Source organism: Escherichia sp. E3659 (assembly GCF_005781135.1).
Lineage (GTDB): Bacteria > Pseudomonadota > Gammaproteobacteria > Enterobacterales > Enterobacteriaceae > Escherichia.
Genome location: NZ_VATQ01000009.1, coordinates 146,397 through 172,557 on the forward strand (window position 1 = coordinate 146,397; position 26,161 = coordinate 172,557).

The window sequence follows — 26,161 nt, forward strand, 5'->3', positions numbered from 1 at the left end:
GTTTTTTACAGGCGGCGACTCATGGACAAAGAACGCATCATTCAGGAATTTGTACCCGGGAAACAGGTCACGCTGGCGCATCTGATTGCGCATCCGGGTGAAGAACTGGCGAAGAAAATCGGCGTTCCGGATGCTGGCGCAATTGGCATTATGACGCTAACTCCCGGCGAAACAGCGATGATTGCCGGTGATTTAGCATTAAAAGCTGCCGATGTACACATCGGTTTTCTCGACCGCTTCAGCGGCGCATTGGTGATTTATGGCTCTGTGGGCGCAGTCGAAGAAGCGTTATCACAAACCGTCAGCGGTTTAGGGCGTTTATTAAATTATACGCTGTGTGAAATGACCAAAAGTTAATACGAGGCATTCATGAAGCGAATTGCGTTTGTGGGTAGCGTCGGGGCAGGAAAAACAACGTTATTTAATGCGTTGCAGGGAGATTATACCCTCGCCAGAAAAACACAGGCCGTGGAATTTAATGATAATGGCGATATTGATACTCCGGGTGAATATTTTAGCCATCCCCGTTGGTATCACGCCTTAATAACCACGCTACAGGATGTGGACATGCTGATATATGTCCACGGCGCAAATGATCCAGAAAGCCGATTACCGGCCGGGCTGCTGGATATTGGCGCCAGTAAACGGCAAATCGCCGTCATCAGTAAAACGGACATGCCGGATGCTGACGTCACCGCAACGCGACAGTTATTGCTTGAGACTGGCTTTGAAGAGCCAATTTTCGCGCTAAACACCCATGACCCGCAAAGCGTGCAGCAACTGGTGGATTATCTGGCATCTCTCACCGAACAGGAGGAAGCAGGTGAAAAAACTCATCACAGCGAATGATATTCGTGAAGCACACGCGCGCGGCGAACAGGCAATGTCCGTGGTTCTGCGCGCCAGCATTATTACCCCTGAAGCGCGCGAAGTGGCGGATCTACTGGGTTTTACCATCACCGAGTGCGATGAATCGACGCCTGTAACGGCATCCGTTCCCGCCAGTGCGTCAGCCGATAAAACCGAAAGCCAGCGCATCCGCGAAACCATCATTGCCCAGCTGCCGGAAGGCCAGTTTACCGAAAGCCTGGTCGCGCAGCTGATGGAAAAAGTGATGAAGGAAAAGCAGTCGCTGGAGCAGGGGGCAATGCAGCCGAGCTTCAAATCGGTGACCGGCAAAGGCGGCATCAAAGTGATTGATGGCAGCAGCGTCAAGTTTGGTCGTTTCGATGGCGCTGAACCGCACTGCGTGGGCTTAACTGATCTTGTGACCGGAGACGACGGCAGCAGTATGGCCGCTGGTTTCATGCAGTGGGACAACGCCTTCTTCCCGTGGACCCTGAACTACGACGAAATCGACATGGTGCTGGAAGGGGAGCTGCATGTTCGCCACGAAGGCGAAACCATGATCGCCAAAGCGGGCGACGTGATGTTTATCCCGAAAGGATCCAGCATCGAATTTGGTACGACATCCAGCGTGAAATTCCTGTATGTCGCCTGGCCGGCTAACTGGCAATCCCTATGAAAGATTTCATCACCGAAGCATGGCTAAGAGCGAACCATACGCTCAGCGAAGGCGCAGAGATCCATCTCCCTGCGGACAGTCGCCTGACGCCCTCTGCCCGGGAGTTACTGGAAAGCCGCCATCTGCGCATCAAGTTTATTGACGAGCAGGGCTGCCTGTTTGTTGACGATGAACAGCAGCAGCCGCAGCCCGTTCACGGGCTGACCAGTAGCGATGAACATCCGCAGGCGTGCTGCGAACTGTGTCGCCAGCCGGTGGCAAAAAAGCCGGATACGCTGACTCATTTGTCGGCGGAAAAAATGGTTGCCAAAAGCGATCCACGCCTGGGTTTTCGCGCGGTTCTCGACAGCACCATTGCGCTGACAGTGTGGCTGCAAATTGAACTGGCGGAACCGTGGCAGCCGTGGCTGGCCGACATCCGTTCGCGTCTTGGCAACATTATGCGCGCCGATGCGCTGGGGGAATCGCTGGGCTGCCAGGCGATTGTCGGGCTTTCTGATGAAGATCTGCATCGGCTTTCTCACCAGCCGCTGCGCTATCTCGACCACGATCATCTGGTGCCGGAAGACAGCCACGGGCGCGATGCGGCGTTGCTGAATCTGCTACGCACCAAAGTGCGGGAAACCGAAACCGTAGCGGCGCAGGTGTTTATCACCCGCAGTTTTGAAGTATTACGCCCGGACATTTTGCAGGCGCTGAACCGCCTTTCGAGCACGGTTTACGTGATGATGATCCTGAGCGTAACGAAGCAGCCGCTAACGGTGAAGCAGATCCAACAACGACTGGGGGAAACGCAATGATTATTGAACGTTGTCGTGAACTGGCGTTGCGAGCGCCCGCCAGAGTGGTTTTTCCGGATGCGTTAGATCAACGTGTGCTGAAAGCTGCGCAATATTTACATCAACAAGGTCTGGCAACGCCCATTCTGGTCGTCAATCCGTTTGAACTTCGTCAGTTTGCGCTCAGTCACGGCGTGGCGATGGACGGGCTACAGGTGATTGATCCGCATGGCAACCTCGCAATGCGGGAAGAATTTGCTCATCGCTGGCTGGCCCGCGCGGGCGAAAAAACGCCGCCGGATGCGCTGGAAAAACTTACCGATCCGCTGATGTTCGCCGCAGCAATGGTCAGCGCCGGTAAAGCGGATGTCTGTATCGCGGGCAACCTCTCTTCCACGGCAAATGTGCTGCGTGCCGGATTACGCATTATCGGTTTGCAGCCTGGCTGTAAAACGCTCTCTTCCATTTTCCTGATGCTGCCACAGTACAGCGGTCCGGCGTTGGGCTTTGCCGATTGCAGCGTGGTGCCGCAGCCGACGGCGGCGCAACTGGCGGATATCGCGCTTGCCAGTGCCGAAACCTGGCGCGCCATCACCGGAGAAGAGCCGCGCGTGGCGATGCTGTCGTTTTCCAGTAACGGTAGCGCCCGTCACCCCTGCGTTGCCAACGTCCAGCAGGCGACAGAAATCGTCCGTGAGCGCGCACCAAAGCTGGTGGTTGATGGCGAGTTACAGTTTGACGCCGCCTTCGTGCCGGATGTCGCGGCGCAAAAAGCGCCTGCCAGCCCGCTACAGGGCAAAGCCAATGTGATGGTTTTTCCGTCGCTGGAAGCCGGAAATATTGGCTACAAAATCGCACAACGACTTGGCGGATATCGTGCCGTCGGGCCATTGATACAAGGACTTGCCGCGCCGATGCACGATCTCTCTCGTGGTTGTAGCGTGCAGGAAATTATCGAACTGGCGTTGGTGGCAGCTGTGCCGCGTCAGGCAGAAGTGAACCGCGAAAGCAGTTTACAAACACTGGTTGAATGAACGGTCCCGTTCTGGACCCTTATAAAGAGGAAAACACAATGGAAGCATTAGGAATGATCGAAACCCGGGGCCTGGTTGCACTGATTGAGGCTTCTGACGCAATGGTTAAAGCTGCGCGCGTGAAACTGGTCGGCGTGAAGCAGATTGGCGGCGGCCTGTGTACTGCGATGGTTCGCGGTGATGTTGCAGCCTGTAAAGCCGCGACCGATGCCGGTGCCGCAGCGGCACAGCGTATTGGCGAGCTGGTATCCGTACACGTTATCCCGCGTCCGCACGGCGACCTGGAAGAAGTCTTCCCGATCGGCCTGAAAGGCGATAGCAGCAACCTGTAATCACCCTGTGTGACGTCGATTCGGGCGTCACGCTCTCTCCTTTTTCATTTTACCTTCTGCGGAGGGTAGGGGGAGCTTTTACCTGAAATACGCCACGGAGGCGGGTATGAAACTGGCAGTCGTCACTGGACAAATTGTTTGTACCGTACGCCATCACGGACTGGCGCATGACAAATTGCTGATGGTGGAAATGATTGATCCACAAGGTAATCCTGACGGGCAATGTGCCGTCGCCATCGACAATATTGGCGCGGGAACCGGGGAGTGGGTGTTGCTGGTGAGTGGCAGTTCCGCCCGCCAGGCGCATAAAAGCGAAACGTCACCGGTCGATCTGTGCGTGATTGGCATCGTCGATGAGGTGGTGTCTGGCGGTCAGGTTATTTTCCACAAATAAGGCAGAACATCATGAATCAACAGGATATTGAACAGGTGGTGAAAGCGGTACTGCTGAAAATGCAAAGCAGTGACACGCCGCCCGCCGCTGTTCATGAGATGGGCGTTTTCGCTTCCCTGGATGACGCCGTTGCGGCAGCCAAAATTGCCCAGCAAGGGTTAAAGAGCGTGGCAATGCGCCAGTTAGCCATTGCTGCCATTCGTGAAGCAGGCGAAAAACACGCCAGAGATTTAGCGGAACTTGCCGTCAGTGAAACTGGCATGGGTCGCGTCGAAGATAAATTTGCCAAAAACGTCGCCCAGGCGCGCGGCACACCAGGCGTTGAGTGTCTCTCTCCGCAGGTGCTGACGGGTGACAACGGCCTGACCTTAATTGAAAACGCGCCCTGGGGCGTGGTGGCTTCGGTGACGCCTTCCACTAACCCGGCGGCAACCGTAATTAACAACGCCATCAGCCTGATTGCCGCGGGCAACAGCGTCATTTTTGCCCCGCATCCGGCGGCGAAAAAAGTCTCCCAGCGGGCGATTACGCTGCTCAACCAGGCGATTGTTGCCGCAGGCGGGCCGGAAAACTTACTGGTTACCGTGGCAAACCCGGATATCGAAACCGCGCAACGCTTGTTCAAGTTTCCGGGCATCGGCCTGCTGGTGGTGACCGGCGGCGAAGCGGTAGTGGAAGCGGCGCGCAAACACACCAATAAACGCCTGATTGCCGCAGGTGCCGGTAACCCGCCTGTGGTGGTGGATGAAACCGCCGACCTCGCTCGTGCCGCTCAGTCCATCGTCAAAGGCGCTTCTTTCGATAACAACATCATTTGTGCCGACGAAAAGGTACTGATTGTTGTTGATAGCGTAGCCGATGAACTGATGCGTCTGATGGAAGGCCAGCACGCGGTGAAACTGACCGCAGAGCAGGCGCAGCAGCTGCAACCGGTGTTGCTGAAAAATATCGACGAACGCGGAAAAGGCACTGTCAGCCGTGACTGGGTAGGTCGCGATGCGGCGAAAATCGCGGCGGCAATCGGCCTTAAAGTTCCGGAACAAACGCGATTGCTGTTTGTAGAAACCACCGCAGAACATCCGTTTGCTGTGACCGAACTGATGATGCCGGTGCTGCCCGTCGTGCGCGTCGCCAACGTGGCGGATGCCATTGCGCTGGCGGTGAAACTGGAAGGCGGTTGCCACCACACGGCGGCAATGCACTCGCGCAATATCGAGAACATGAACCAGATGGCGAACGCCATTGATACCAGCATTTTCGTTAAGAACGGACCGTGCATTGCCGGGCTGGGGCTGGGCGGGGAAGGCTGGACCACCATGACCATCACCACGCCAACCGGTGAAGGGGTAACCAGCGCGCGTACGTTTGTCCGTCTGCGTCGCTGTGTATTAGTCGATGCGTTTCGCATTGTTTAAGGAGTAACCGATGGCGCACGACGAACAATGGCTCACCCCACGTCTGCAAACGGCGGCAACGCTGTGTAACCAGACGCCCGCCGCGACGGAATCCCCGCTGTGGTTAGGGGTGGATCTGGGCACCTGCGATGTGGTGTCGATGGTTGTCGACCGCGACGGTCAGCCGATGGCGGTATGCCTCGACTGGGCCGATGTGGTCCGCGACGGCATCGTCTGGGATTTCTTCGGCGCTGTCACCATTGTTCGTCGCCATCTCGACACGCTCGAGCAGCAATTCGGCCGTCGTTTTAGCCATGCGGCGACCTCTTTTCCTCCAGGTACGGACCCGCGTATTTCCATCAACGTGCTGGAGTCTGCCGGGCTGGAAGTGAGCCATGTGCTGGATGAGCCAACCGCAGTCGCGGATCTGCTGCAACTGGACAACGCAGGCGTAGTGGATATCGGCGGCGGCACTACCGGCATTGCCATCGTGAAAAAGGGCAAGGTGACTTACTCGGCGGATGAAGCCACCGGCGGACATCACATCTCTCTGACTCTCGCCGGAAATCGTCGTATTTCGCTGGAAGAGGCAGAGCAGTACAAGCGCGGTCACGGTGAAGAGATTTGGCCTGCGGTGAAACCGGTGTACGAAAAAATGGCGGACATTGTTGCCCGACATATTGAAGGGCAGGGCATTACTGATTTATGGCTGGCGGGCGGCTCCTGTATGCAACCGGGCGTGGCGGAACTGTTTCGCAAACAATTCCCGGCGTTACAGGTGCATCTACCGCAGCACAGTTTGTTTATGACCCCGCTGGCGATCGCCAGTAGTGGGCGAGAGAAAGCGGAGGGGCTATATGCAAAATGAATTGCAGACCGCGCTCTTTCAGGCGTTCGATACCCTGAATCTGCAACGGGTAAAAACATTTAGCGTCCCGCCTGTCACACTCTGCGGTCTGGGCGCAGTGAGCAGTTGCGGGCAGGAAGCACAAACGCGCGGGCTGAAACATTTGTTTGTGATGGCGGATGGCTTTTTGCATCAGTCGGGGATGACCGCCGGGCTGATTCGCAGTCTGACCGTCAAAGGTATCGCTATGACGCTCTGGCCGTGTCCGGTGGGCGAACCGTGCATTACTGATGTGTGCGCAGCCGTGGCGCAGCTGCGCGAATCAGGCTGCGATGGTGTCATCGCGTTTGGCGGTGGCTCGGTGCTCGATGCAGCGAAAGCCGTGGCGTTGCTGGTGACGAATTCCGATAGCACGCTGGCAAAAATGTCAGAAACCAGCGTTCTGCAACCACGATTGCCGCTGATTGCGATTCCAACGACCGCCGGAACCGGCTCTGAAACGACTAACGTGACGGTGATTATCGATGCGGTAAGCGGGCGCAAACAGGTGTTAGCACATGCCTCGCTGATGCCGGATGTCGCGATTCTCGACGCTGCGCTAACCGAAGGCGTGCCGTCGCATGTCACGGCGATGACTGGCATCGATGCGTTAACTCACGCCATTGAAGCGTATAGCGCGCTGAACGCCACCCCATTTACCGACAGTCTGGCGATTGGCGCCATTGCGATGATTGGTCAATCGCTGCCGAAAGCGGTGGGCTACGGTCACGACCTTGCCGCGCGCGAGAGCATGTTGCTGGCTTCATGTATGGCGGGAATGGCGTTTTCCAGCGCCGGGCTTGGGTTATGCCACGCGATGGCGCATCAACCGGGGGCGGCGCTGCATATTCCGCACGGTCTGGCGAACGCCATGTTGCTGCCAACGGTGATGGAATTTAACCGGATGGTTTGTCGTGAACGCTTTAGCCAGGTTGGTCGGGCGCTGCGAACTAAAAAATCCGACGATCGTGACGCTATTAATGCGGTAAGTGAGCTGATAGCGGAAGTTGGGATCAACAAGCGGCTGGCTGATGTGGGGGCAACAACCGGGCATTACGGTGCATGGGCGCAGGCCGCGCAGGAAGATATTTGTCTGCGTAGCAACCCGCGTACCGCCAGCCTGGAGCAGATTGTCGGCCTGTACGCAGCGGCGCAATAAATGCCGGATGCGACGCTTGCCGCGTCTTATCCGGCCAACGGGATTGCACATGTAGGGCGGATAAGGCGTTTACGCCGCATCCGCCAGTGGCGCGGTGCAATTGCCGGATGCGACGCCTGCGCGTCTTATCCGGCCTTCGGGATTGCACATGTAGGGCGGATAAGGCGTTCACGCCGCATCCGCCAGTGGCGCGGTGCAATTGCCGGATGCGACGCTTGTCGCGTCTTATCCGGCCTGGGGGATTGCACATGTAGGGCGGATAAGGTGTTTACGTCGCATCCGCCAATAAATAACAACTAACAGGGAGTAAAGGCGATGGGAATTAACGAAATCATCATGTACATCATGATGTTCTTTATGCTGATAGCTGCCGTAGACAGGATCCTGTCGCAGTTCGGCGGTTCTGCTCGTTTCCTCGGTAAGTTCGGTAAAAGTATCGAAGGATCCGGCGGGCAGTTCGAAGAAGGCTTTATGGCAATGGGCGCACTGGGCCTGGCGATGGTCGGTATGACCGCGCTGGCACCGGTACTGGCCCACGTACTCGGGCCGGTGATTATCCCGGTTTACGAAATGCTCGGCGCAAACCCGTCAATGTTCGCCGGAACGCTGCTGGCGTGCGATATGGGCGGCTTCTTCCTCGCCAAAGAGCTGGCGGGCGGTGATGTGGCAGCGTGGCTATACTCTGGGTTAATTCTCGGGTCGATGATGGGGCCAACGATTGTGTTTTCCATTCCGGTGGCGCTCGGCATTATCGAACCTTCTGACCGTCGTTATCTGGCGCTCGGCGTGCTGGCGGGCATTGTGACCATTCCGATTGGCTGTATCGCGGGTGGTCTGGTAGCGATGTACTCCGGCGTGCAAATCAACGGTCAGCCAGTGGAATTCACCTTTGCCCTGATCCTGATGAACATGATCCCGGTACTTATCGTCGCGGTACTGGTGGCGCTGGGGCTGAAATTCATCCCGGAAAAAATGATCAACGGCTTCCAGATCTTCGCCAAATTCCTCGTCGCATTGATCACCCTCGGTCTTGCCGCTGCGGTAGTGAAATTCCTTCTTGGTTGGGAACTGATCCCCGGTCTGGATCCTATCTTTATGGCCCCTGGCGATAAACCAGGCGAGGTGATGCGCGCCATTGAAGTTATCGGCTCTATCTCCTGCGTGCTGTTAGGTGCGTATCCGATGGTGTTGCTGCTGACCCGCTGGTTTGAAAAACCGCTGATGAGCGTCGGTAAAGTGCTGAATATGAACAACATCGCGGCAGCCGGCATGGTGGCAACGCTTGCCAACAACATCCCGATGTTTGGCATGATGAAGCAGATGGATACCCGCGGCAAAGTCATCAACTGCGCCTTCGCCGTTTCCGCTGCTTTCGCCCTGGGCGACCACTTAGGCTTCGCCGCTGCCAACATGAACGCCATGATCTTCCCGATGATTGTCGGCAAGTTGATCGGCGGCGTAACGGCGATTGGCGTGGCGATGATGCTGGTGCCAAAAGAAGACGCGACCGCGGCTAAAACCGAAGTGGAGGCACAATCGTGAACATTCGCCAGCTACTGAGCGTCGGTATCGATATCGGCACCACCACCACCCAGGTGATTTTCTCCCACCTGGAGCTGGTTAACCGTGCGGCGGTGTCGCAGGTGCCGCGTTACGAATTCATCAAACGCGAAATTAGCTGGCAAAGTCCGGTGTTCTTTACCCCTGTCGATAAACAGGGCGGTTTAAAAGAAGCGGAGCTGAAAACTTTAATCCTCGAGCAATATCAGGCTGCGGGCATTGCGCCGGAAAGCGTTGATTCCGGGGCCATCATCATTACTGGCGAAAGCGCGAAAACCCGCAATGCGCGCCCGGCGGTGATGACGCTCTCCCAGTCGCTGGGCGATTTTGTGGTCGCCAGCGCCGGGCCGCATCTCGAATCCGTCATTGCGGGCCACGGTGCCGGGGCGCAAACCCTCTCTGAACAACGGCTGTGTCGGGTACTGAATATCGACATCGGCGGCGGCACGGCGAACTACGCCCTGTTCGAAGCCGGAAAAATCAGCGGCACTGCCTGCCTCAACGTTGGTGGTCGCCTGCTGGAAACCGACAGCCAGGGGCGCGTGGTTTACGCCCATAAACCGGGGCAGATGATTGTGGATGAGTGTTTCGGCGCAGGCACCGACGCCCGTTCGCTGACTGGCGCGCAACTGGTGCAGGTTACCCGGCGGATGGCGGCGCTGATTGTCGAAGTGATTGAAGGAACGCTCTCGCCGCTCGCGCAGGCATTGATGCAAACCGGTTTGCTACCCGCGGGCGTTACGCCCGAAATCATTACGCTTTCTGGCGGCGTGGGCGAATGTTATCGCCACCAGCCCGCCGACCCGTTCTGTTTTGCCGATATCGGCCCGCTACTGGCAACGGCGCTGCATGACCATCCGCGCCTGCGTGAGATGAACGTGCAGTTTCCGGCGCAAACCGTGCGCGCCACGGTGATTGGCGCGGGCGCACATACCCTTTCGCTCTCTGGCAGCACTATCTGGCTGGAGGGCGTACAACTGCCGCTGCGTAATTTGCCGGTGGCGATCCCAATTGATGAAACGGATCTGGTGAGTGCCTGGCAACAGGCGCTAATTCAACTGGATCTTGATCCCAAAACTGACGCGTACGTGCTGGCGCTTCCCGCCTCGCTGCCTGTGCGTTACGCCGCGGTACTGACGGTCATCAACGCGCTGGTCGATTTCGTCGCGCGTTTTCCGAATCCGCATCCCCTGCTGGTGGTGGCCGGGCAGGACTTTGGTAAAGCTCTGGGCATGTTGTTGCGCCCACAGCTACAACAACTCCCGTTGGCAGTCATTGACGAAGTGATTGTCCGCGCGGGGGACTATATCGACATTGGTACGCCTCTTTTTGGCGGATCGGTTGTGCCGGTGACGGTGAAATCACTCGCATTTCCTTCCTGAGGGAACGACTTATGAAACTAAAGACCACATTGTTCGGCAATGTATATCAGTTTAAGGATGTAAAAGAGGTGCTGGCTAAAGCCAACGAACTGCGTTCGGGGGATGTGCTGGCAGGCGTTGCAGCGGCAAGCTCACAGGAGCGCGTGGCGGCAAAGCAGGTGTTGTCGGAAATGACCGTAGCGGACATCCGCAATAATCCGGTGATTGCCTATGAAGATGATTGCGTGACGCGGCTGATTCAGGACGACGTTAACGAAACGGCCTACAACCAGATTAAAAACTGGAGCATCAGCGAGCTGCGTGAGTATGTGCTGAGCGACGAAACCAGCGTTGATGACATTGCCTTTACCCGCAAAGGGCTGACCTCGGAAGTGGTGGCGGCGGTAGCGAAGATTTGCTCTAACGCGGACCTGATCTACGGCGCGAAGAAAATGCCGGTTATCAAAAAGGCCAATACCACCATCGGTATTCCTGGCACCTTTAGCGCCCGTTTGCAGCCGAACGATACCCGTGACGACGTGCAAAGTATCGCCGCGCAAATCTACGAAGGGCTTTCCTTCGGGGTGGGCGATGCGGTGATTGGCGTCAACCCGGTAACGGACGACGTGGAAAATTTAAGCCGCGTGTTGGACACCATCTATGGCGTGATCGACAAATACAACATTCCGACCCAGGGCTGCGTGCTGGCGCACGTTACCACCCAGATTGAAGCGATTCGTCGCGGCGCGCCGGGCGGGCTGATTTTCCAGAGTATCTGTGGCAGCGAAAAAGGGCTGAAAGAGTTTGGCGTGGAACTGGCGATGCTCGACGAAGCGCGCGCAGTGGGCGCGGAGTTCAACCGTATCGCCGGGGAAAACTGCCTCTACTTTGAAACCGGACAAGGTTCCGCGCTCTCCGCTGGCGCTAACTTCGGCGCTGACCAGGTGACGATGGAAGCGCGTAACTATGGGCTGGCGCGTCATTACGATCCGTTTATCGTCAACACCGTGGTCGGTTTTATTGGGCCGGAGTATCTCTACAACGACCGCCAGATTATCCGCGCGGGCTTAGAAGATCACTTTATGGGCAAGCTGAGCGGCATCTCTATGGGCTGTGACTGCTGCTACACCAACCACGCTGACGCTGACCAGAACCTCAACGAAAACCTGATGATCCTGCTCGCCACCGCTGGCTGCAACTACATCATGGGGATGCCGCTGGGCGATGACATCATGCTCAACTACCAGACCACGGCCTTCCACGACACCGCCACTGTGCGTCAGTTACTCAACCTGCGCCCGTCACCGGAGTTTGAACGCTGGCTGGAAAACATGGGCATTATGGCAAACGGTCGCCTGACCAAACGGGCGGGCGATCCGTCACTGTTCTTCTGATGACGCGGAGATAACACATCATGGATCAAAAACAGATTGAAGAAATTGTACGCAGCGTGATGGCGTCAATGGGACAAGCGGCCCCCGCGCCGTCAGAAGCAAAGTGCGCCACCACCACCTGTGCGACACCAGTGACCACGGAAAGCTGCGCGCTGGATTTAGGTTCCACTGAAGCAAAAGCGTGGATTGGTGTTGAAAACCCGCATCGTGCAGACGTATTAACAGAACTGCGTCGCAGCACCGTGGCCCGCGTCTGTACCGGTCGTGCGGGTCCGCGCCCGCGTACCCAGGCGTTGCTGCGTTTCCTGGCCGATCACTCTCGTTCGAAAGATACCGTACTGAAAGAAGTGCCGGAAGAGTGGGTGAAAGCGCAGGGCTTGCTGGAAGTGCGCTCTGAAATTAGCGACAAAAATCTCTACCTGACTCGCCCGGATATGGGCCGCCGCCTGTGTGCAGAAGCTGTTGAAGCGCTGAAATCACAGTGTGTCGCCAGTCCGGACGTACAGGTCGTTATTTCTGATGGCCTGTCTACTGACGCGATCACCGTGAACTATGAAGAGATCCTGCCACCGCTGATGGCGGGCCTGAAACAGGCCGGGCTGAAAGTCGGCACGCCATTCTTTGTGCGTTACGGTCGCGTGAAAATTGAAGATCAGATCGGTGAGATCCTCGGCGCGAAAGTGGTGATCCTGCTGGTGGGCGAACGCCCGGGGTTAGGGCAGTCAGAAAGTCTTTCCTGCTACGCCGTCTACTCACCGCGTATGGCGACCACCGTTGAGGCCGATCGCACCTGTATCTCTAACATTCACCAGGGCGGCACGCCGCCAGTTGAAGCCGCAGCAGTTATTGTGGATTTGGCGAAACGTATGCTGGAGCAGAAAGCATCCGGCATCAACATGACCCGATAAGGAGGCATCATGCCAGCTTTAGATTTGATTCGACCGTCGGTCACCGCCATGCGTGTGATTGCCTCCGTTAACGCCGATTTTGCGCGTGAGCTGAAATTGCCGCCGCATATTCGTAGCCTTGGGCTGATTTCCGCCGACTCCGATGACGTCACCTACATTGCCGCTGATGAAGCGACCAAACAGGCGATGGTCGAAGTGGTGTATGGCCGCTCGCTGTATGCGGGAGCCGCACACGGCCCGTCACCGACTGCCGGTGAAGTGCTGATTATGCTGGGCGGACCAAACCCGGCGGAAGTGCGCGCTGGTCTGGATGCAATGGTTGCGCATATTGAAAACGGTGCGGCCTTCCAGTGGGCCAACGATGCGCAAGATACGGCATTCCTTGCACATGTGGTTTCGCGTACTGGTTCTTATCTCTCTTCCACTGCGGGTATTACGCTTGGCGATCCGATGGCGTATCTGGTGGCGCCGCCGCTGGAAGCGACTTATGGCATTGATGCAGCGTTAAAATCTGCCGACGTACAGCTGGTGACTTATGTCCCGCCACCGTCTGAAACCAACTACTCGGCAGCATTTTTAACCGGTAGCCAGGCAGCGTGTAAAGCAGCCTGTAACGCCTTTACCGATGCAGTGCTGGAAATCGCGCGTAATCCAATCCAGCGTGCGTAACGGAGGTTGCCGATGATCAATGCACTGGGATTGCTGGAAGTGGACGGCATGGTCGCCGCGATAGATGCAGCGGATGCCATGCTCAAAGCAGCTAACGTTCGTCTGCTCAGTCACGAAGTGCTTGACCCTGGTAGGTTGACGCTGGTGGTGGAAGGCGATCTGGCGGCGTGTCGTGCGGCGCTGGATGCAGGTTGTGCTGCTGCGATGCGTACCGGGCGCGTCATCAGCCGCAAGGAGATCGGTCGGCCAGACGATGACACCCAGTGGCTGGTTACTGGCTTTAACCGCCAGCCGAAGCAAGCTGTAAAGGAACCCTGCATGCCAGCTATCGTTGCGGAATCTGCTGACGAGTTGTTGGTGCTGTTAACATCAGTACGTCAGGGAATGACGGCAGGAGAAGTGGCTGCCCACTTTGGCTGGCCGTTGGAAAAAGCCAGAAATGCGCTCGAACAGCTCTTTTCTGCCGGGACGTTACGTAAACGCAGTAGTCGTTATCGTCTCAAGCCCCATTAATCTGTCGGAGGTGCCGGGTGTCATATAACACCCGGCATTAACATCATGAAAAAGCCCCGTACAGCTAATTTGCACCATCTTTATCATGACCCCTTATCCGAAAACCTGAAGCTTACGCCGAAGGTTGAAGTGGATAATGTTCATCAACGACAGACAACGGATGTCTATGAACATGCTTTGACGATTACCGCCTGGCAGCAGATTTACGATCAGCTGCATCCGGGCAAGTTTCATGGTGAATTTACGGAAATTCTGCTTGATGATATTCAGGTTTTCCGTGAATACACCGGTCTGGCACTGCGTCAGTCGTGCCTGGTCTGGCCGAACTCTTTCTGGTTTGGTATTCCGGCGACACGCGGCGAACAGGGATTTATCGGCTCACAATGCCTGGGAAGCGCGGAAATTGCCACGCGCCCTGGCGGCACCGAGTTTGAACTGAGTACACCGGATGATTATACGATCCTTGGCGTAGTGCTTTCTGAAGATGTCATTACCCGGCAGGCTAACTTTTTGCATAACCCGGAAAGGGTGCTGCATATGTTACGTAACCAGTCGGCGCTGGAAGTGAAAGAGCAGCATAAAGCCGCGCTGTGGGGCTTTGTCCAACAGGCGCTGGCGACATTTTGCGAGAACCCGGAGAATCTTCATCAGCCTGCGGTGCGTAAAGTGCTGGGGGACAATTTGCTGATGGCGATGGGGGCGATGCTGGAAGAAGCGCAACCAATGGTGACAGCGGAAAGTATTAGTCATCAGAGTTACCGACGTTTGCTTTCCCGCGCCCGTGAATATGTGCTGGAAAATATGTCTGAGCCGGTGACGGTTCTGGACTTATGTAATCAACTGCATGTCAGCCGCCGCACGCTACAAAACGCGTTTCACGCTATTTTAGGCATTGGCCCGAACGCGTGGCTGAAACGCATTCGCCTGAATGCCGTACGCCGCGAACTGATAAGCCCGTGGTCGCAAAGTATGACGGTAAAAGACGCCGCCATGCAGTGGGGATTCTGGCATCTGGGGCAATTTGCCACGGATTACCAGCAGCTGTTTGCCGAGAAGCCGTCACTGACGCTGCATCAGCGGATGCAGGAGTTGGAGTGAGGTTTAGGGCCGGATGGGGAGGGTTTTTAATCCGGCCAATAGTGATGTTTCAAATTGCATTGAGTCGTTATGTACTTTATTTCCCGACGGGATAAGCGATAAACAAACCGACAATTGTCAAAATACATGCCAGCAGGAATACCAACATACAATTTACGCGCTTTCGCGAAATTTCAAATAAATAGCAAAATAGTGTTGTTACCACGATCACTACCGGGATAGTCATAAAATTAATAACGATGAGTGCTATCAACCCAAAACTTGCTCCTCCACCGTGGGGAATAAAAATATGCTCTTCAAAATAAACTTCCATAGCAAATGCCAGCACGCATCCCAGAAAACTCATATCCAGATGAGGGTGCCATTTACTTTCTTTATGTGATGTGTCTGACATTTTTAAATGCTCCCGTGAGCAAACTGGCGCAAAACAATTTCTAAGATTGCTGATAAGACGTCGCTGTTGTCCGGCACTCCGGGCAGATAAACGCGTAAATTATCCCTTCGCCATATTGTTCAATATCGGCATAATCCAGTTGCGCAAGAAACGTCATTGAGCGGGAGCATTCCGGGCAGTGAGGATATTTCGCGTCCTGTATCCAGGTGGGATGCCCGCCAAGTTGCGAGAAAGAAACAGGTAAAAATGGGTCTGCAGCAAATAACGGTGACCTAAGGTTTCCCCGTCTCATGCTGTTTACAGGTAGCCGACGCCATTCAGATACATCATCCGGCAGCCAGGCCGGCGGGATATTTTTTGCAGACAAATGAGCGTTACCCCGTGAGTCCATGTAGCCGAAAACGGTGCTGTAGGCGGTGCAACATTCGCACGTCACGATGCGAAACCTGCCGTTATCGCTAAGACCCGTTGCCTTCAGGTCAACGTCGAAAAGATTTGTCAGTGGCAATGCGCAATTTGGACAGATATCGCTACGTTCATCAACAACACGCAAAGCTTGGCAAGACCCGGTACTTTTCATCTCCAGATTAAAACAGTCAGGAAAATAGAGATTACGCCTCTGCCCTTCAGCGGTTAGCTCCCAACCGGCCTCATGCGCATATTCTTCAGGTGCGATGTAAAGTGAACTGCGCCACGGCGGCGGGCTATTGCGCCAGTGGGCAAAACGTTCAACAACAACGTCATCCCCAATCCATGCCAGACATTGCAGAATACAATTTCTGTTGTCTGCATCAACCTCAACCCGTTCTAACAGCGTATCGCGAACGTCCGCAGCGGCGCGGTGGAAAGGCATGTAAGAATAACTGTCCAAATCATCATAAGAGATCCACTCTCTGAAATACGCATCCAGATTGGCCTGGGTAAATGCCGCCAGACAAAGCCAAATCTCCTGAGCGAGCCTATATTCACCAGACGCAAAGCGTTCTGTGGCGTAATCAGCCATCTGCTGCGCTTGATCGGCGGTCAGTTGTTGATACAGGGCATCTGTGGGAACGGGGCAGGGAGTCCAGTCGATTAACGCATCGAATTTTCGCGGCTGGTGAACTAATTTCAGCATAGCAACCGGATCGCTTAACCCTGCAAACGCATTCACGGTCTTTTTATTTTTCCTGATATATTCATCGTGTTCACGCTGCTGTTGGGCCTGAATGCAGGGCATACAAAACCCACCGGTGCGCGCCGCGGTTTGTGGCAGAATGGTTGATGTACAAGCGGGGCTTTTACAGGAAATACGATCAGTCATTGGGGCGCTCCTTGCCTGAAGATAATAAATTGAAAGATAAATTTATTAGAAGTTACATATATGGTTCATTCGCCGCCCTTATTAACATACTTTGTTCATAACAATATACTGGCTGTTTCAATACACGTTTTAATCGGCAACCACATTTCTGTACGTGTTGTATCACCACAATCAGCTTTCAGGAATCCATATTGTTCATAAAAAGGCATCACTTTGGGGGTTAGTGGATCTACGAACAGCCCAATCGCTGAAATTTGTTCGGCAACTAATACAGTTCTATAGATGGCATCAATAAGTAATTTTTCCCCCAAACGTTCGCCTTGACTTAAACGATCGACCGCGAGCCTTGCTAGTTTTACCGCATTAAGAGGATGAGGATAGTTTTTATATTCCTTGCAAACAGGAGGAATAATAACAGAATATCCTGATAAAGTATGATAACCAATGATATTTGTGGGGGCTGATTTTCGGCAGGCCACGTAGGTCTTTGCTATATGTTTGACTGCTTTCTGCCGGGCTTGCTGTTGTAAAAACTGATTTAATTCGTGATTCCCACAGTCAAAAAGTTTCCGATTATGCTGCTGAGTTATCTCTTCAATTATCACGGACATTCACTACATCCTTGTAGTTTTGCGCTGCTTTTAGCAGTTTTTGATTAGGTCTTTGTGGATTCTCAAGGGCAGCAACCAGTGCATCTGCTCCTGACATAGATAAATGCAACGCTTCAGTACGTTCAATGACGTTGCGTGCTTTATCCACAGCAGATTCAATAAGAAATTGTGACACAGTTGAACCACAATAATCTGCAGCTCTTTGAATCATTTCCTGTATTTCTAAAGATGTTCTGGCAACCAGGCGCGTGTCTTTTCGTTCGATGTTCGTAGCCATAATAATACCTCAATGTTAGTGATGACTAACTATTATGGTGTCACTATGGCACACAAATTAAACAGAGTCAATTTCAAGTCACAAACAGAGTATTATGATTTTTCGTTTATTTTCATGATATTACACCCAATCTCTGACCTTGATAAACTCACTCAACGCCGCTTCCGGAGTGCCTGCTTCTGGCTGATAATCGTACTCCCAGCGTACCAGTGGCGGCATCGACATCAGAATAGATTCGGTGCGCCCGCCGGTTTGTAAACCAAACAGCGTCCCGCGATCCCATACCAGGTTGAATTCGACATAGCGCCCGCGGCGGTACAACTGGAAATTGCGCTCGCGTTCGCCGTATTCCATTGCTTTACGCCGTTCAACAATCGGTAAATAAGCGTCGGTGTAGCCTTTGCCTACCGCCTGCATAAAGGCGAAACAGTGGTCGAAATCTGGCGTGTTCAGGTCATCAAAGAACAGCCCGCCAATACCGCGCTGTTCGTTGCGATGTTTGAGGTAGAAGTATTCGTCGCACCACTTTTTGTAACGGGGATAAACGTCTTCGCCAAATGGCAGGCACAGGTCACGGGCGGTGTGATGCCAGTGAATGGCGTCTTCTTCAAAACCATAGAATGGGGTTAAGTCGAAGCCGCCGCCAAACCACCAGACGGGATCGGCACCCGGTTTTTCGGCAATAAAAAAGCGCACATTCGCGTGGCTGGTGGGTACGTACGGATTATGCGGATGAACTACCAGCGATACGCCCATCGCCTCGAAACTGCGCCCGACAAGTTCCGGGCGATGAGCGGTCGCGGAAGCGGGCATCGCGTTGCCGTGGACGTGAGAAAAGTTGACGCCCGCCTGTTCGAAAACACCACCATTACGCAACACCCGACTACGCCCGCCGCCACCAGCTTCACGTTGCCAGCTATCTTCGACAAACTCAGCGCCATCGACGGCGCTCAGTTGCTGACAAATTGTATCCTGAAGGTCGAGGAGGAACTGTCTAACCTGGTGTGCGTCGGGTTTCATAACTTACCGCTTTTTCGAGTGTGCTTTCTGGTTATCAAACCAGTGGAAATAACTGATCACGCCTTCAGCAATCGCTGTGGCGATTTTCTGACGAAACGCCACCGTGCCTAATAGCCGTTCTTCTTCCGGGTTGGTGATAAACGAAGTTTCCACCAGCACCGAAGGAACCGACGGTGATTTCAACACCACAAATGCCGCTTGTTCGGTGTTGCGGCTGTGCAGTTTATGCACCGGCTTAATCTTCTTCAGAATATGCGAGCCGAGCGTCAGACTATTTTTAATGGTATCTGTTTGCACCAGATCAAACAGCACTTGTTGCAATAGGTGATCCCTGTCAGTCGCCTTTTTCCCGGCAACTTCATCAGCACGGTTTTCGCGTTCCGACAAATATTTTGCCATCGCGCTACTTGCGCCACGGTTAGAGAGGGCAAAGACCGATGCACCGGCAGCTTTCGGGTTGGTAAAGCCGTCGGCGTGAATTGACATAAACAGGTCAGCGCCATGTTTATGGGCGATTTCAACGCGATCGTACAGTGGAATAAAGGTATCGCCAGAACGCGTCAGCCGCGCATCAATGCCATGATTGCGCAAAATTGAACGGACGTTTTTGGCAATCGCCAGCACCACGTGTTTTTCTTTTGACCCGTTGCGGCCAATCGCCCCAGTATCAATCCCGCCGTGGCCTGGATCGAGAACGACTATCCGCTTGCCCCCGGCTTTTTTGGCTTTCGGCTTAGTGTGTCCGTTGCTGGTTTTTAAAGGTTCTTCTTTGGCGATGGCTTGTGACATTCCTGACAACGTCAGGGCAGCCAATCCGGCTTTCAGCACCTGGCGGCGCGAAGTGAGTGTTTTTAGTGGTTTAAAAGTGCTCATACGGCCTGAGTTGTAATAATGAAGTTCCAGATGTTATATCGTATCGCGTAATCCGTTACGACGGTTTGCTGGTGAGAATTGTTTTACTTTTCATTTCAATAAATGACAACGCGTCATTATGCCACTTTTTCAACCGATTTTCGTCAGATATTGGCTAATTCGGTCGTTCACGCCATAATCACCCTTTTAACCCCCAAAAAGGTAACTCATACCATGGAGATACGCGTATTTCGCCAGGAAGATTTCGAAGAGGTCATCACCCTTTGGGAGCGTTGCGACTTGCTGCGTCCGTGGAACGATCCGGAAATGGACATCGAACGCAAGATGAACCATGACGTCAGTTTGTTCCTGGTCGCGGAAGTGAATGGTGAAGTGGTGGGAACGGTGATGGGTGGTTACGACGGGCATCGTGGGTCTGCTTATTATCTTGGCGTGCATCCGGAGTTTCGCGGGCGCGGCATTGCTAATGCATTGCTTAATCGGCTGGAGAAAAAGCTCATTGCCCGCGGTTGCCCGAAAATTCAGATCAACGTGCCGGAAGACAACGACATGGTGCTCGGAATGTACGAACGCCTGGGATATGAACACGCTGATGTGCTGAATCTGGGTAAGCGTTTGATTGAAGATGAAGAGTACTGAGTTTCATCCTGTCCATTATGATGCGCACGGACGCCTGCGTTTACCTTTTCTCTTCTGGCTTGTGCTACTGCTTCAGGCGCGAACCTGGGTGCTGTTTGTGATTGCCGGTGCGTCGCGTGAGCAGGGTACTGCGCTGCTGAATCTGTTTTATCCCGATCACGATAATTTCTGGCTGGGGTTAATTCCCGGCATTCCAGCAGTGCTGGCGTTTTTGCTGAGTGGTCGGCGCGCTACGTTTCCCCGTATCTGGCATGGGCTCTATTTTCTGTTGCTGTTGGCGCAAGTGGTTTTACTTTGCTGGCAACCGTGGCTGTGGCTGAACGGCGAATCGGTTAGCGGAATCAGTCTGGCGCTGGTAGTGGCGGATATTGTGGCGTTAATCTGGCTGCTGACCAATCGACGTTTACGCGCTTGTTTTGTGGTTGAGAAAGAATAACGGCACTTTTTTGCAAATTCGCACTCCAAGCAACGTTATTGAATAACCAAAGGAAGTGAGATGAAATCGCTGCGTTTAATGTTATGCGCTATGCCGTTGATGCTGACCGGCTGTTCCACGATGTCGTCAGTTAACTGGTCTGCCGCGAATCCGTGGAACTGGTTTGGGTCGTCCACCAAAGTGAGCGAGCAGGGCGTGGGTGAATTAACGGCGTCCACACCATTACAAGAACAAGCTATTGCCGATGCGCTTGATGGTGATTATCGCCTGCGCAGCGGAATGAAAACCGCTAACGGTAATGTAGTGCGCTTTTTTGAAGTGATGAAAGGCGACAGCGTGGCGATGGTCATCAATGGTGATCAAGGTACAATCAGCCGCATTGACGTTTCAGATAGCGATATTCCTGCGGACACCGGTGTTAAAATCGGTACACCGTTTAGCGACCTTTACAGCAAAGCATTTGGCAATTGCCAAAAAGCCGATGGTGATGATCGTGCTGTCGAATGTAAAGCTGAAGGCAGTCAACATATTAGCTACCAGTTCAGCGGTGAATGGAGTGGTCCTGAAGGGTTAATGCCTTCGGACGATACCTTGAAAAACTGGAAAGTCAGTAAAATTATCTGGCGACGTTAATTTGCGTCTGAACAAACCGCTAATCACAAAAAACACGTAAAATAGCGCCCAACAATGCCACGGATTGCGTGGCATTATTATTTTCAGGAGGAACAATGTCTCAGGTTCAGAGTGGCATTTTGCCAGAACATTGCCGCGCGGCGATTTGGATCGAAGCCAACGTAAAAGGGGAAGTTGATGCCCTGCGTGCGGCCAGTAAAACATTTGCCGACAAATTGGCGACTTTTGAAGCGAAATTCCCGGACGCTCATCTTGGTGCAGTCGTTGCCTTTGGTAACAACACCTGGCGTGCTCTGAGCGGCGGCGTTGGTGCTGAAGAGCTGAAAGATTTTCCGGGCTACGGCAAAGGTCTTGCGCCGACCACTCAGTTCGATGTGTTAATCCACATTCTTTCTCTGCGTCATGACGTAAACTTTTCTGTCGCCCAGGCGGCGATGGAAGCCTTTGGTGACTGCATTGAAGTGAAAGAAGAGATCCACGGCTTCCGTTGGGTTGAAGAGCGTGACCTGAGCGGCTTTGTTGACGGCACAGAAAACCCGGCGGGTGAAGAGACGCGTCGCGAAGTGGCGGTTATCAAAGACGGCGTGGATGCAGGCGGCAGCTATGTGTTTGTGCAGCGTTGGGAGCACAACCTGAAGCAACTCAACCGTATGAGCGTTCACGATCAGGAGATGATGATCGGCCGTACCAAAGAAGCCAACGAAGAGATTGATGGCGACGAACGTCCGGAAACCTCTCACCTGACCCGTGTTGATCTGAAAGAAGATGGCAAAGGACTGAAGATTGTTCGCCAGAGCCTGCCGTACGGCACCGCCAGTGGCACTCACGGTCTGTACTTCTGCGCCTACTGTGCGCGTCTGCATAACATTGAGCAGCAATTGCTGAGCATGTTTGGCGATACCGATGGTAAGCGTGATGCGATGTTGCGTTTCACCAAACCGGTAACCGGCGGCTATTACTTCGCGCCGTCGCTGGACAAGCTGATGGCGCTGTAAGCGTTTCTGATTCGATGATTAAAGGCCAGCCAATAGCATTACTGACTGGCCTCAGATTGTTGACCAAGTGCGCGTTGTACACGCCGGATGCGGCTTGAACGCCTTATCCGGCCTACAAATCGTGATAATTCAATATATTGCAGGCTCCGCGTAGGCCTGATAAGCGTAGCGCATCAGGCAGTTTTGCGTTTGTCAGCAGTCGCAGGTCAGCCAGTAACACAACTGACTGGCCTTTTTATTACTTTTGCTTCAACGCCGCATACACCTGATCAACTACCCAACCATAAGTTGCAATCGGTAACTGACCGCTTTCGAACATATTGGGATTTTTTTGTGGATCGGCAACTGGCGAATGGGGCTTGTTGCTTAACATCACAATCGCCATATGATTCACCGGATCGATAACGGTTACCGTCCCGGTCCAGCCAGTGTGACCGTAGGTTTGCGGGCTTGCCAGCGTGCCAAACGTCGGCGTCATGGTGGCATTACCATTCACGCGCCAGCCAAGGCCAAAAGTGGCGTCTTCCTTTGAGCTGGTGGTGAACATCTTCACCGTTTCCGCACTGAACAGCTTCACATCGCCATAGCCACCGCCGTTCAGCATCGTTTGCATTAACACCGCAATATCACCGGTATTGGAAAACAAACCTGCGTGTCCGGAAACACCGCCCATCGAATAGAACGCTTTTTCATCGTGCACCTGACCCCAGAGAGTGGAGGTGCGGATATTCGGAAAGTGGATCACGCCATCGCGGGTATTGCCGTTCAGTTCCGTCGCGGCAATTTGCTGCGGTTTAAAGCCTTTCAGCAGCGGGTTAAATACCGTATGCGTCAGGCCGAGTGGCCGATAAATCGACTCTTCAACATAGCGGTCAAGCGGCTGGCCAGTAACTGACTCGACGATAAATCCAAGCAGCATATAATCGACATCACTGTAAATATGCTTGCTGCCGGGCTGATACTCCAGCGGCGTGCGCTTGATCATCTCCAGCGTCTGGCCTTTATCCTGGGAATATAACGCGCCCGCGACCGCTTTATTCGGATATTGTGGGTCCGCCGGGAAACCGCCGCTGTGATGCAGCAGATCAGAAATCCGCAGCGTGTTTTTGCCTTTGATGGTGTCATTTGGACTGTCGGCAAACCCTGGAATATATTTCGCAATCAGATCGTCGGGATGCAGTTTGCCTTCGCTCATCAGCTTTTGCAGAGCGAAGTTTGTGGCGTACATCTTGGTGTTTGAGGCCAGGTCATACAGCGTCCCGGTGGTGGCTTTTACAGGCTGCGCCATCAACACGCTGCCATCGTACTTTTTCGCCATCCCCCAGGCTTTGCGATACACAATCTGATTATCTTTAATAATCAGTAGGTTTACGCCGGGATAACCGGCATCAACTTGCTGGTTAATCCAGCGATCCATCTGGTTAAGCCGTTCGATATTGAACCCTGCTTTCTCTGGCGAACTTTCTGTCAGAACAGGGTATTTTGCGGCGCTGACGCTACAGCTGACAGCCAGCAGAGAAAGAAAGAGCATTGTCCGTTTCATAATCAGTCCAGATTGACGTTACGGCAGCCAAAGAGCGTGGTGAAAATAAACCCACTAACCCATGCCACCAGAATCCCACCTGCATATACCGCCATTGCCGGAAGGATACCTTGAGCGGAAGTCATCAGCGGCAGCGCCACCAGGCCAGACGGTCCGAAGGCGCTGTTTAAGCCCATTGGCAGACCCCACCAGGCTATCAGCCCGATAAACAAACCGCCCGCTGCGCCGCCTAAACAGGCGGTAACAAACGGTTTCATGCGGGGCAGGGTGACACCGTAAATCAGCGGTTCGCCAACACCCAGCAGACCGGGAATAATCGCCCCGCGTACCTGACTGCGTAATGCGCTATGCGGTTGCGCCCGCCAGTAGAGCGCCAGCGCCGCGCCCACCTGGCCCGCGCCCGCCATCGAAAGGATGGGAAATAAGCTGTTGAACCCCTGACTGTCCATTAAAGCCAGATAAACAGGAATGAAGCCCTGATGCACGCCAAACACCACGGCGATCAGGAACAGCCCGGCTAAAACCGCACAACCGAGCGGATTACTGTTCAGGTGCATAAACAGCCACGACATGCCTTCAAACAGCCAGCCTCCCAGCGGCATAATGATCAGGTACGCAAGCGTAGCGGTGATCAACAGAGTGATTAACGAGGTCAGCAGCATGTCGAGATCGTCCGGCATAAAGCGGCGCACCATGCCTTCAATGCGGGCGCAGGCCCAGGCGGCAATCAACACGCCGATAATATTGCCGCGCGGATCGATGGGCAGACCGAAGAAATCGTGAAATCCGGCGTAGTAACCAGTGGTGGCAGCAGGGTTATAACCGAGCAAAAAGAGCGCGGCGATAATTGCGCCATTGACGCCCGTGCCGCCGAACGCCTGGGCCGCGTTATAGCCCACCAGAATTACCAGGAAGGTGAACAAGCCTTTGCTGAACACCTTCATAAAATTCAGCGCGTCGGGCAGCGTTCCCTGAGCATCTGCCGGAACGTGCATCACCGTGGCGATTAGCGTCGCTATCCCCAGCAACAGACCCGCAGCAATAAAACCGGGGATCAGCGGCGTAAAGATGGTGGCGAATTTGGCGAGAAATTGTTGCACGCCGGAAGTTTGTCTGGCTTTTAACTGGCGTTTATTCTGGGCGGCGATCTCCGCGGCATCCTGCACGGGTGCTTCGCCCAGCAACTCGCTCATGGCTTTTGCGGCACGATGCGCTTTGCCCGGCCCAAAAACCACCTGCACCTGATCGCTGGTCAAAATGACGCCCTTTACGCCTTCCAGGGTTTTGATATCGGGATCAACCAGTGAACTGTCATGTACACCCAGACGCAGACGCGTCATACAGTTACCACAGCTGGCGATGTTTCCCGGGCCACCGACCCGGGTAAGAATGGTGTTCAGAAGTTCACTGCTGATCTCTTTAGCCATGGGTTATTCCTTTTCCAGAGCTTTGCGAATAAAGCCGCCGTGTTGATCCAGGCGTTTTTTAGCTTCTGCGGCATCGAGATTTTTCAGCACCATCACAATAGCCGTTTTACAGTGACGGTCGCAGGCAACCAATGCCGCTTCCGCTTGCTCAGCGCTACATCCGGTGGCGTTTTTGACGATATTGACCTGGCGTACATGCAGTTTTTCATTGGTGGCGACCACATCGACCATCAGGTTGCCGAACACTTTGCCTGACTTAATCATCAGACCGGTGGAGAGCATATTGAGCACCAGTTTCTGCGCCGTGCCGGCTTTCATTCGCGAAGAACCCGTGACCACTTCGGCCCCAACAATCGGCGTAATAGCAAACTCTGCGGTAGTTGAAACGGCGCTCCCCGGATTACAGGAAATTCCCACTGTGCGGCAACCGAGCTGGCGGGCGTATTCCAGTCCGGCAATCACATACGGCGTACGACCGCTGGCGGCAATACCGACCACCACATCCTGTGCCGTTAAATTAATATTTTTCAGATCGTTAACGCCGCCTTCCCGGCTATCTTCCGCGCCTTCCACCGCGTGCTGAATGGCATATTCGCCGCCAGCAATCAAACCAACCACCAGGCCCGGTTTCACGCCGTAGGTTGGCGGACATTCACTGGCATCAAGAATACCCAGACGACCAGAGGTCCCCGCACCGATGTAAATCAGACGGCCGCCGCCGCTCACCTGGGCGTGAATAACATCGATCGCCGCTGCAATATCCGGCAGTACGCGCTCAACGGCGAGTGGTACGGTTTTATCTTCATCGTTGATAATCCGGCACATTTCCAGCGTCGAAACGCGGTCAATTTCAGCCGAGGCGGCATTCGAGCCTTCGGTAATCATCTTTTCAAGTTGCATCAGTGGTGACCTTAGTATTCACAATCAAATAATTGCATATTGATGGAATCATATATCTCAATTTGCTAGTTTTAAAGGAATCATTGAGTCTGAAATCACAGAGT

The 26,161-nt window shown here is 54.0% G+C and carries 30 protein-coding genes; 21 read left to right on the forward strand and 9 right to left on the reverse strand.

The features are described from left to right. Positions 1–21 precede the first annotated feature (21 nt). The 17 genes from eutS (at position 22) to eutR (ending at position 15,006) form a co-directional block, all read left to right on the forward strand. Positions 22–357, forward strand: coding sequence for an ethanolamine utilization microcompartment protein EutS (gene eutS / locus FEK47_RS10180; protein ID WP_000356956.1), 336 nt, complete (start codon positions 22–24; stop codon positions 355–357). Positions 358–369: 12 nt separating this feature from the next. Then, complete coding sequence (gene eutP / locus FEK47_RS10185; protein ID WP_135486913.1) at positions 370–849, forward strand: ethanolamine utilization acetate kinase EutP; 480 nt, start codon at positions 370–372, stop codon at positions 847–849. Next, entirely contained in the window at positions 824–1,525 is a 702-nt protein-coding gene (gene eutQ, locus FEK47_RS10190) for an ethanolamine utilization acetate kinase EutQ (RefSeq protein WP_130216810.1), read from the forward strand. Before eutP ends, eutQ begins: the two co-directional genes overlap by 26 nt. Beyond that, on the forward strand, positions 1,522–2,325 hold the full coding sequence (gene eutT, locus FEK47_RS10195; protein WP_135486912.1) for an ethanolamine utilization cob(I)yrinic acid a,c-diamide adenosyltransferase EutT: 804 nt from the start codon (positions 1,522–1,524) through the stop codon (positions 2,323–2,325). The genes eutQ and eutT overlap by 4 nt, the downstream gene beginning before the upstream one ends. Continuing rightward, positions 2,322–3,338, forward strand: a complete 1,017-nt coding sequence (gene pta / locus FEK47_RS10200; protein WP_135486911.1) for a phosphate acetyltransferase — start codon at positions 2,322–2,324, stop codon at positions 3,336–3,338. The genes eutT and pta overlap by 4 nt, the downstream gene beginning before the upstream one ends. A 38-nt stretch (positions 3,339–3,376) precedes the next feature. Further along, the gene (gene eutM / locus FEK47_RS10205; protein WP_000387713.1) at positions 3,377–3,670 is read left to right on the forward strand and encodes an ethanolamine utilization microcompartment protein EutM; all 294 of its coding nucleotides are present in this window, start codon (positions 3,377–3,379) and stop codon (positions 3,668–3,670) included. 106 nt (positions 3,671–3,776) lie between these two features. Continuing rightward, entirely contained in the window at positions 3,777–4,064 is a 288-nt protein-coding gene (gene eutN / locus FEK47_RS10210; protein ID WP_000762196.1) for an ethanolamine utilization microcompartment protein EutN, read from the forward strand. 11 nt (positions 4,065–4,075) lie between these two features. Then, positions 4,076–5,479, forward strand: coding sequence for an aldehyde dehydrogenase family protein (locus FEK47_RS10215; RefSeq protein ID WP_001075662.1), 1,404 nt, complete (start codon positions 4,076–4,078; stop codon positions 5,477–5,479). Positions 5,480–5,489: 10 nt separating this feature from the next. Continuing rightward, on the forward strand, positions 5,490–6,326 hold the full coding sequence (gene eutJ / locus FEK47_RS10220) for an ethanolamine utilization protein EutJ (RefSeq protein ID WP_130216820.1): 837 nt from the start codon (positions 5,490–5,492) through the stop codon (positions 6,324–6,326). After that, entirely contained in the window at positions 6,316–7,503 is a 1,188-nt protein-coding gene (eutG, locus tag FEK47_RS10225; RefSeq protein WP_135486910.1) for an ethanolamine utilization ethanol dehydrogenase EutG, read from the forward strand. The genes eutJ and eutG overlap by 11 nt, the downstream gene beginning before the upstream one ends. Positions 7,504–7,818: 315 nt before the next feature. Further along, positions 7,819–9,045: an ethanolamine utilization protein EutH gene (eutH, locus tag FEK47_RS10230; RefSeq protein WP_000512387.1), complete on the forward strand. Its 1,227-nt coding sequence runs from the start codon at positions 7,819–7,821 to the stop codon at positions 9,043–9,045. Next, positions 9,042–10,445, forward strand: a complete 1,404-nt coding sequence (eutA, locus tag FEK47_RS10235) for an ethanolamine ammonia-lyase reactivating factor EutA (RefSeq protein ID WP_135487419.1) — start codon at positions 9,042–9,044, stop codon at positions 10,443–10,445. Before eutH ends, eutA begins: the two co-directional genes overlap by 4 nt. Before the next feature lie 11 nt (positions 10,446–10,456). After that, positions 10,457–11,818 (forward strand): ethanolamine ammonia-lyase subunit alpha, encoded by a 1,362-nt coding sequence (gene eutB, locus FEK47_RS10240; protein ID WP_135385692.1) that lies wholly within the window; start codon positions 10,457–10,459, stop codon positions 11,816–11,818. Positions 11,819–11,838: 20 nt separating this feature from the next. Next, positions 11,839–12,726 carry an ethanolamine ammonia-lyase subunit beta gene (gene eutC / locus FEK47_RS10245; protein WP_135487420.1) on the forward strand — a complete coding sequence of 296 codons (888 nt, stop codon included), beginning with the start codon at positions 11,839–11,841 and terminating at the stop codon, positions 12,724–12,726. A gap of 9 nt (positions 12,727–12,735) precedes the next feature. Then, positions 12,736–13,395 carry an ethanolamine utilization microcompartment protein EutL gene (eutL, locus tag FEK47_RS10250; protein WP_001111027.1) on the forward strand — a complete coding sequence of 220 codons (660 nt, stop codon included), beginning with the start codon at positions 12,736–12,738 and terminating at the stop codon, positions 13,393–13,395. A gap of 12 nt (positions 13,396–13,407) precedes the next feature. Beyond that, on the forward strand, positions 13,408–13,908 hold the full coding sequence (eutK, locus tag FEK47_RS10255; RefSeq protein WP_135487421.1) for an ethanolamine utilization microcompartment protein EutK: 501 nt from the start codon (positions 13,408–13,410) through the stop codon (positions 13,906–13,908). 45 nt (positions 13,909–13,953) lie between these two features. Next, positions 13,954–15,006: an HTH-type transcriptional regulator EutR gene (gene eutR / locus FEK47_RS10260; RefSeq protein ID WP_130221994.1), complete on the forward strand. Its 1,053-nt coding sequence runs from the start codon at positions 13,954–13,956 to the stop codon at positions 15,004–15,006. 76 nt (positions 15,007–15,082) lie between these two features. Here the strand turns inward: eutR and FEK47_RS10265 are convergent, their stop codons facing one another. From FEK47_RS10265 to amiA, 6 genes are all read right to left on the reverse strand, one after another. Beyond that, a complete protein-coding gene (locus FEK47_RS10265) occupies positions 15,083–15,400 on the reverse strand; it encodes a hypothetical protein (RefSeq protein ID WP_135487422.1) in 318 nt (105 codons plus the stop codon). A gap of 40 nt (positions 15,401–15,440) precedes the next feature. Then, on the reverse strand, positions 15,441–16,703 hold the full coding sequence (locus FEK47_RS10270; protein WP_135487423.1) for a DUF1963 domain-containing protein: 1,263 nt from the start codon (positions 16,701–16,703) through the stop codon (positions 15,441–15,443). Positions 16,704–16,798: 95 nt separating this feature from the next. Then, positions 16,799–17,314, reverse strand: coding sequence for an N-acetyltransferase (locus FEK47_RS10275; protein WP_135487424.1), 516 nt, complete (start codon positions 17,312–17,314; stop codon positions 16,799–16,801). Next, positions 17,298–17,591, reverse strand: coding sequence for a DUF1778 domain-containing protein (locus FEK47_RS10280; protein ID WP_135487425.1), 294 nt, complete (start codon positions 17,589–17,591; stop codon positions 17,298–17,300). Before FEK47_RS10280 ends, FEK47_RS10275 begins: the two co-directional genes overlap by 17 nt. A 120-nt stretch (positions 17,592–17,711) precedes the next feature. Next, positions 17,712–18,611 carry an oxygen-dependent coproporphyrinogen oxidase gene (gene hemF / locus FEK47_RS10285; RefSeq protein ID WP_135487426.1) on the reverse strand — a complete coding sequence of 300 codons (900 nt, stop codon included), beginning with the start codon at positions 18,609–18,611 and terminating at the stop codon, positions 17,712–17,714. 3 nt (positions 18,612–18,614) lie between these two features. Beyond that, positions 18,615–19,484, reverse strand: coding sequence for an N-acetylmuramoyl-L-alanine amidase AmiA (gene amiA / locus FEK47_RS10290; RefSeq protein ID WP_135487427.1), 870 nt, complete (start codon positions 19,482–19,484; stop codon positions 18,615–18,617). Positions 19,485–19,697: 213 nt separating this feature from the next. On the opposite strand from amiA, the gene FEK47_RS10295 reads away from it, so the two are divergent. From FEK47_RS10295 to yfeX, 4 genes are all read left to right on the forward strand, one after another. Further along, positions 19,698–20,123, forward strand: coding sequence for a GNAT family acetyltransferase (locus FEK47_RS10295; RefSeq protein WP_064526329.1), 426 nt, complete (start codon positions 19,698–19,700; stop codon positions 20,121–20,123). After that, entirely contained in the window at positions 20,110–20,559 is a 450-nt protein-coding gene (locus FEK47_RS10300; RefSeq protein WP_130221992.1) for a DUF2919 domain-containing protein, read from the forward strand. The genes FEK47_RS10295 and FEK47_RS10300 overlap by 14 nt, the downstream gene beginning before the upstream one ends. 60 nt (positions 20,560–20,619) lie before the next feature. Further along, positions 20,620–21,192, forward strand: a complete 573-nt coding sequence (locus FEK47_RS10305) for an RpoE-regulated lipoprotein (protein WP_130216836.1) — start codon at positions 20,620–20,622, stop codon at positions 21,190–21,192. A gap of 95 nt (positions 21,193–21,287) precedes the next feature. Beyond that, complete coding sequence (gene yfeX / locus FEK47_RS10310; RefSeq protein WP_000084590.1) at positions 21,288–22,187, forward strand: porphyrinogen peroxidase; 900 nt, start codon at positions 21,288–21,290, stop codon at positions 22,185–22,187. Positions 22,188–22,425: 238 nt separating this feature from the next. Here yfeX and pbp4b read toward each other — a convergent pair whose 3' ends face one another. From pbp4b to murQ, 3 genes are read right to left on the reverse strand one after another with little or no spacing between them, the layout of a single operon-like run. Then, entirely contained in the window at positions 22,426–23,730 is a 1,305-nt protein-coding gene (pbp4b, locus tag FEK47_RS10315; RefSeq protein WP_135487428.1) for a penicillin binding protein PBP4B, read from the reverse strand. A 2-nt stretch (positions 23,731–23,732) separates the two neighbouring features. Further along, positions 23,733–25,157, reverse strand: a complete 1,425-nt coding sequence (murP, locus tag FEK47_RS10320) for a PTS N-acetylmuramic acid transporter subunit IIBC (protein ID WP_053898288.1) — start codon at positions 25,155–25,157, stop codon at positions 23,733–23,735. A gap of 3 nt (positions 25,158–25,160) precedes the next feature. Then, on the reverse strand, positions 25,161–26,057 hold the full coding sequence (murQ, locus tag FEK47_RS10325) for an N-acetylmuramic acid 6-phosphate etherase (RefSeq protein ID WP_001175602.1): 897 nt from the start codon (positions 26,055–26,057) through the stop codon (positions 25,161–25,163). Positions 26,058–26,161: the final 104 nt, after the last annotated feature.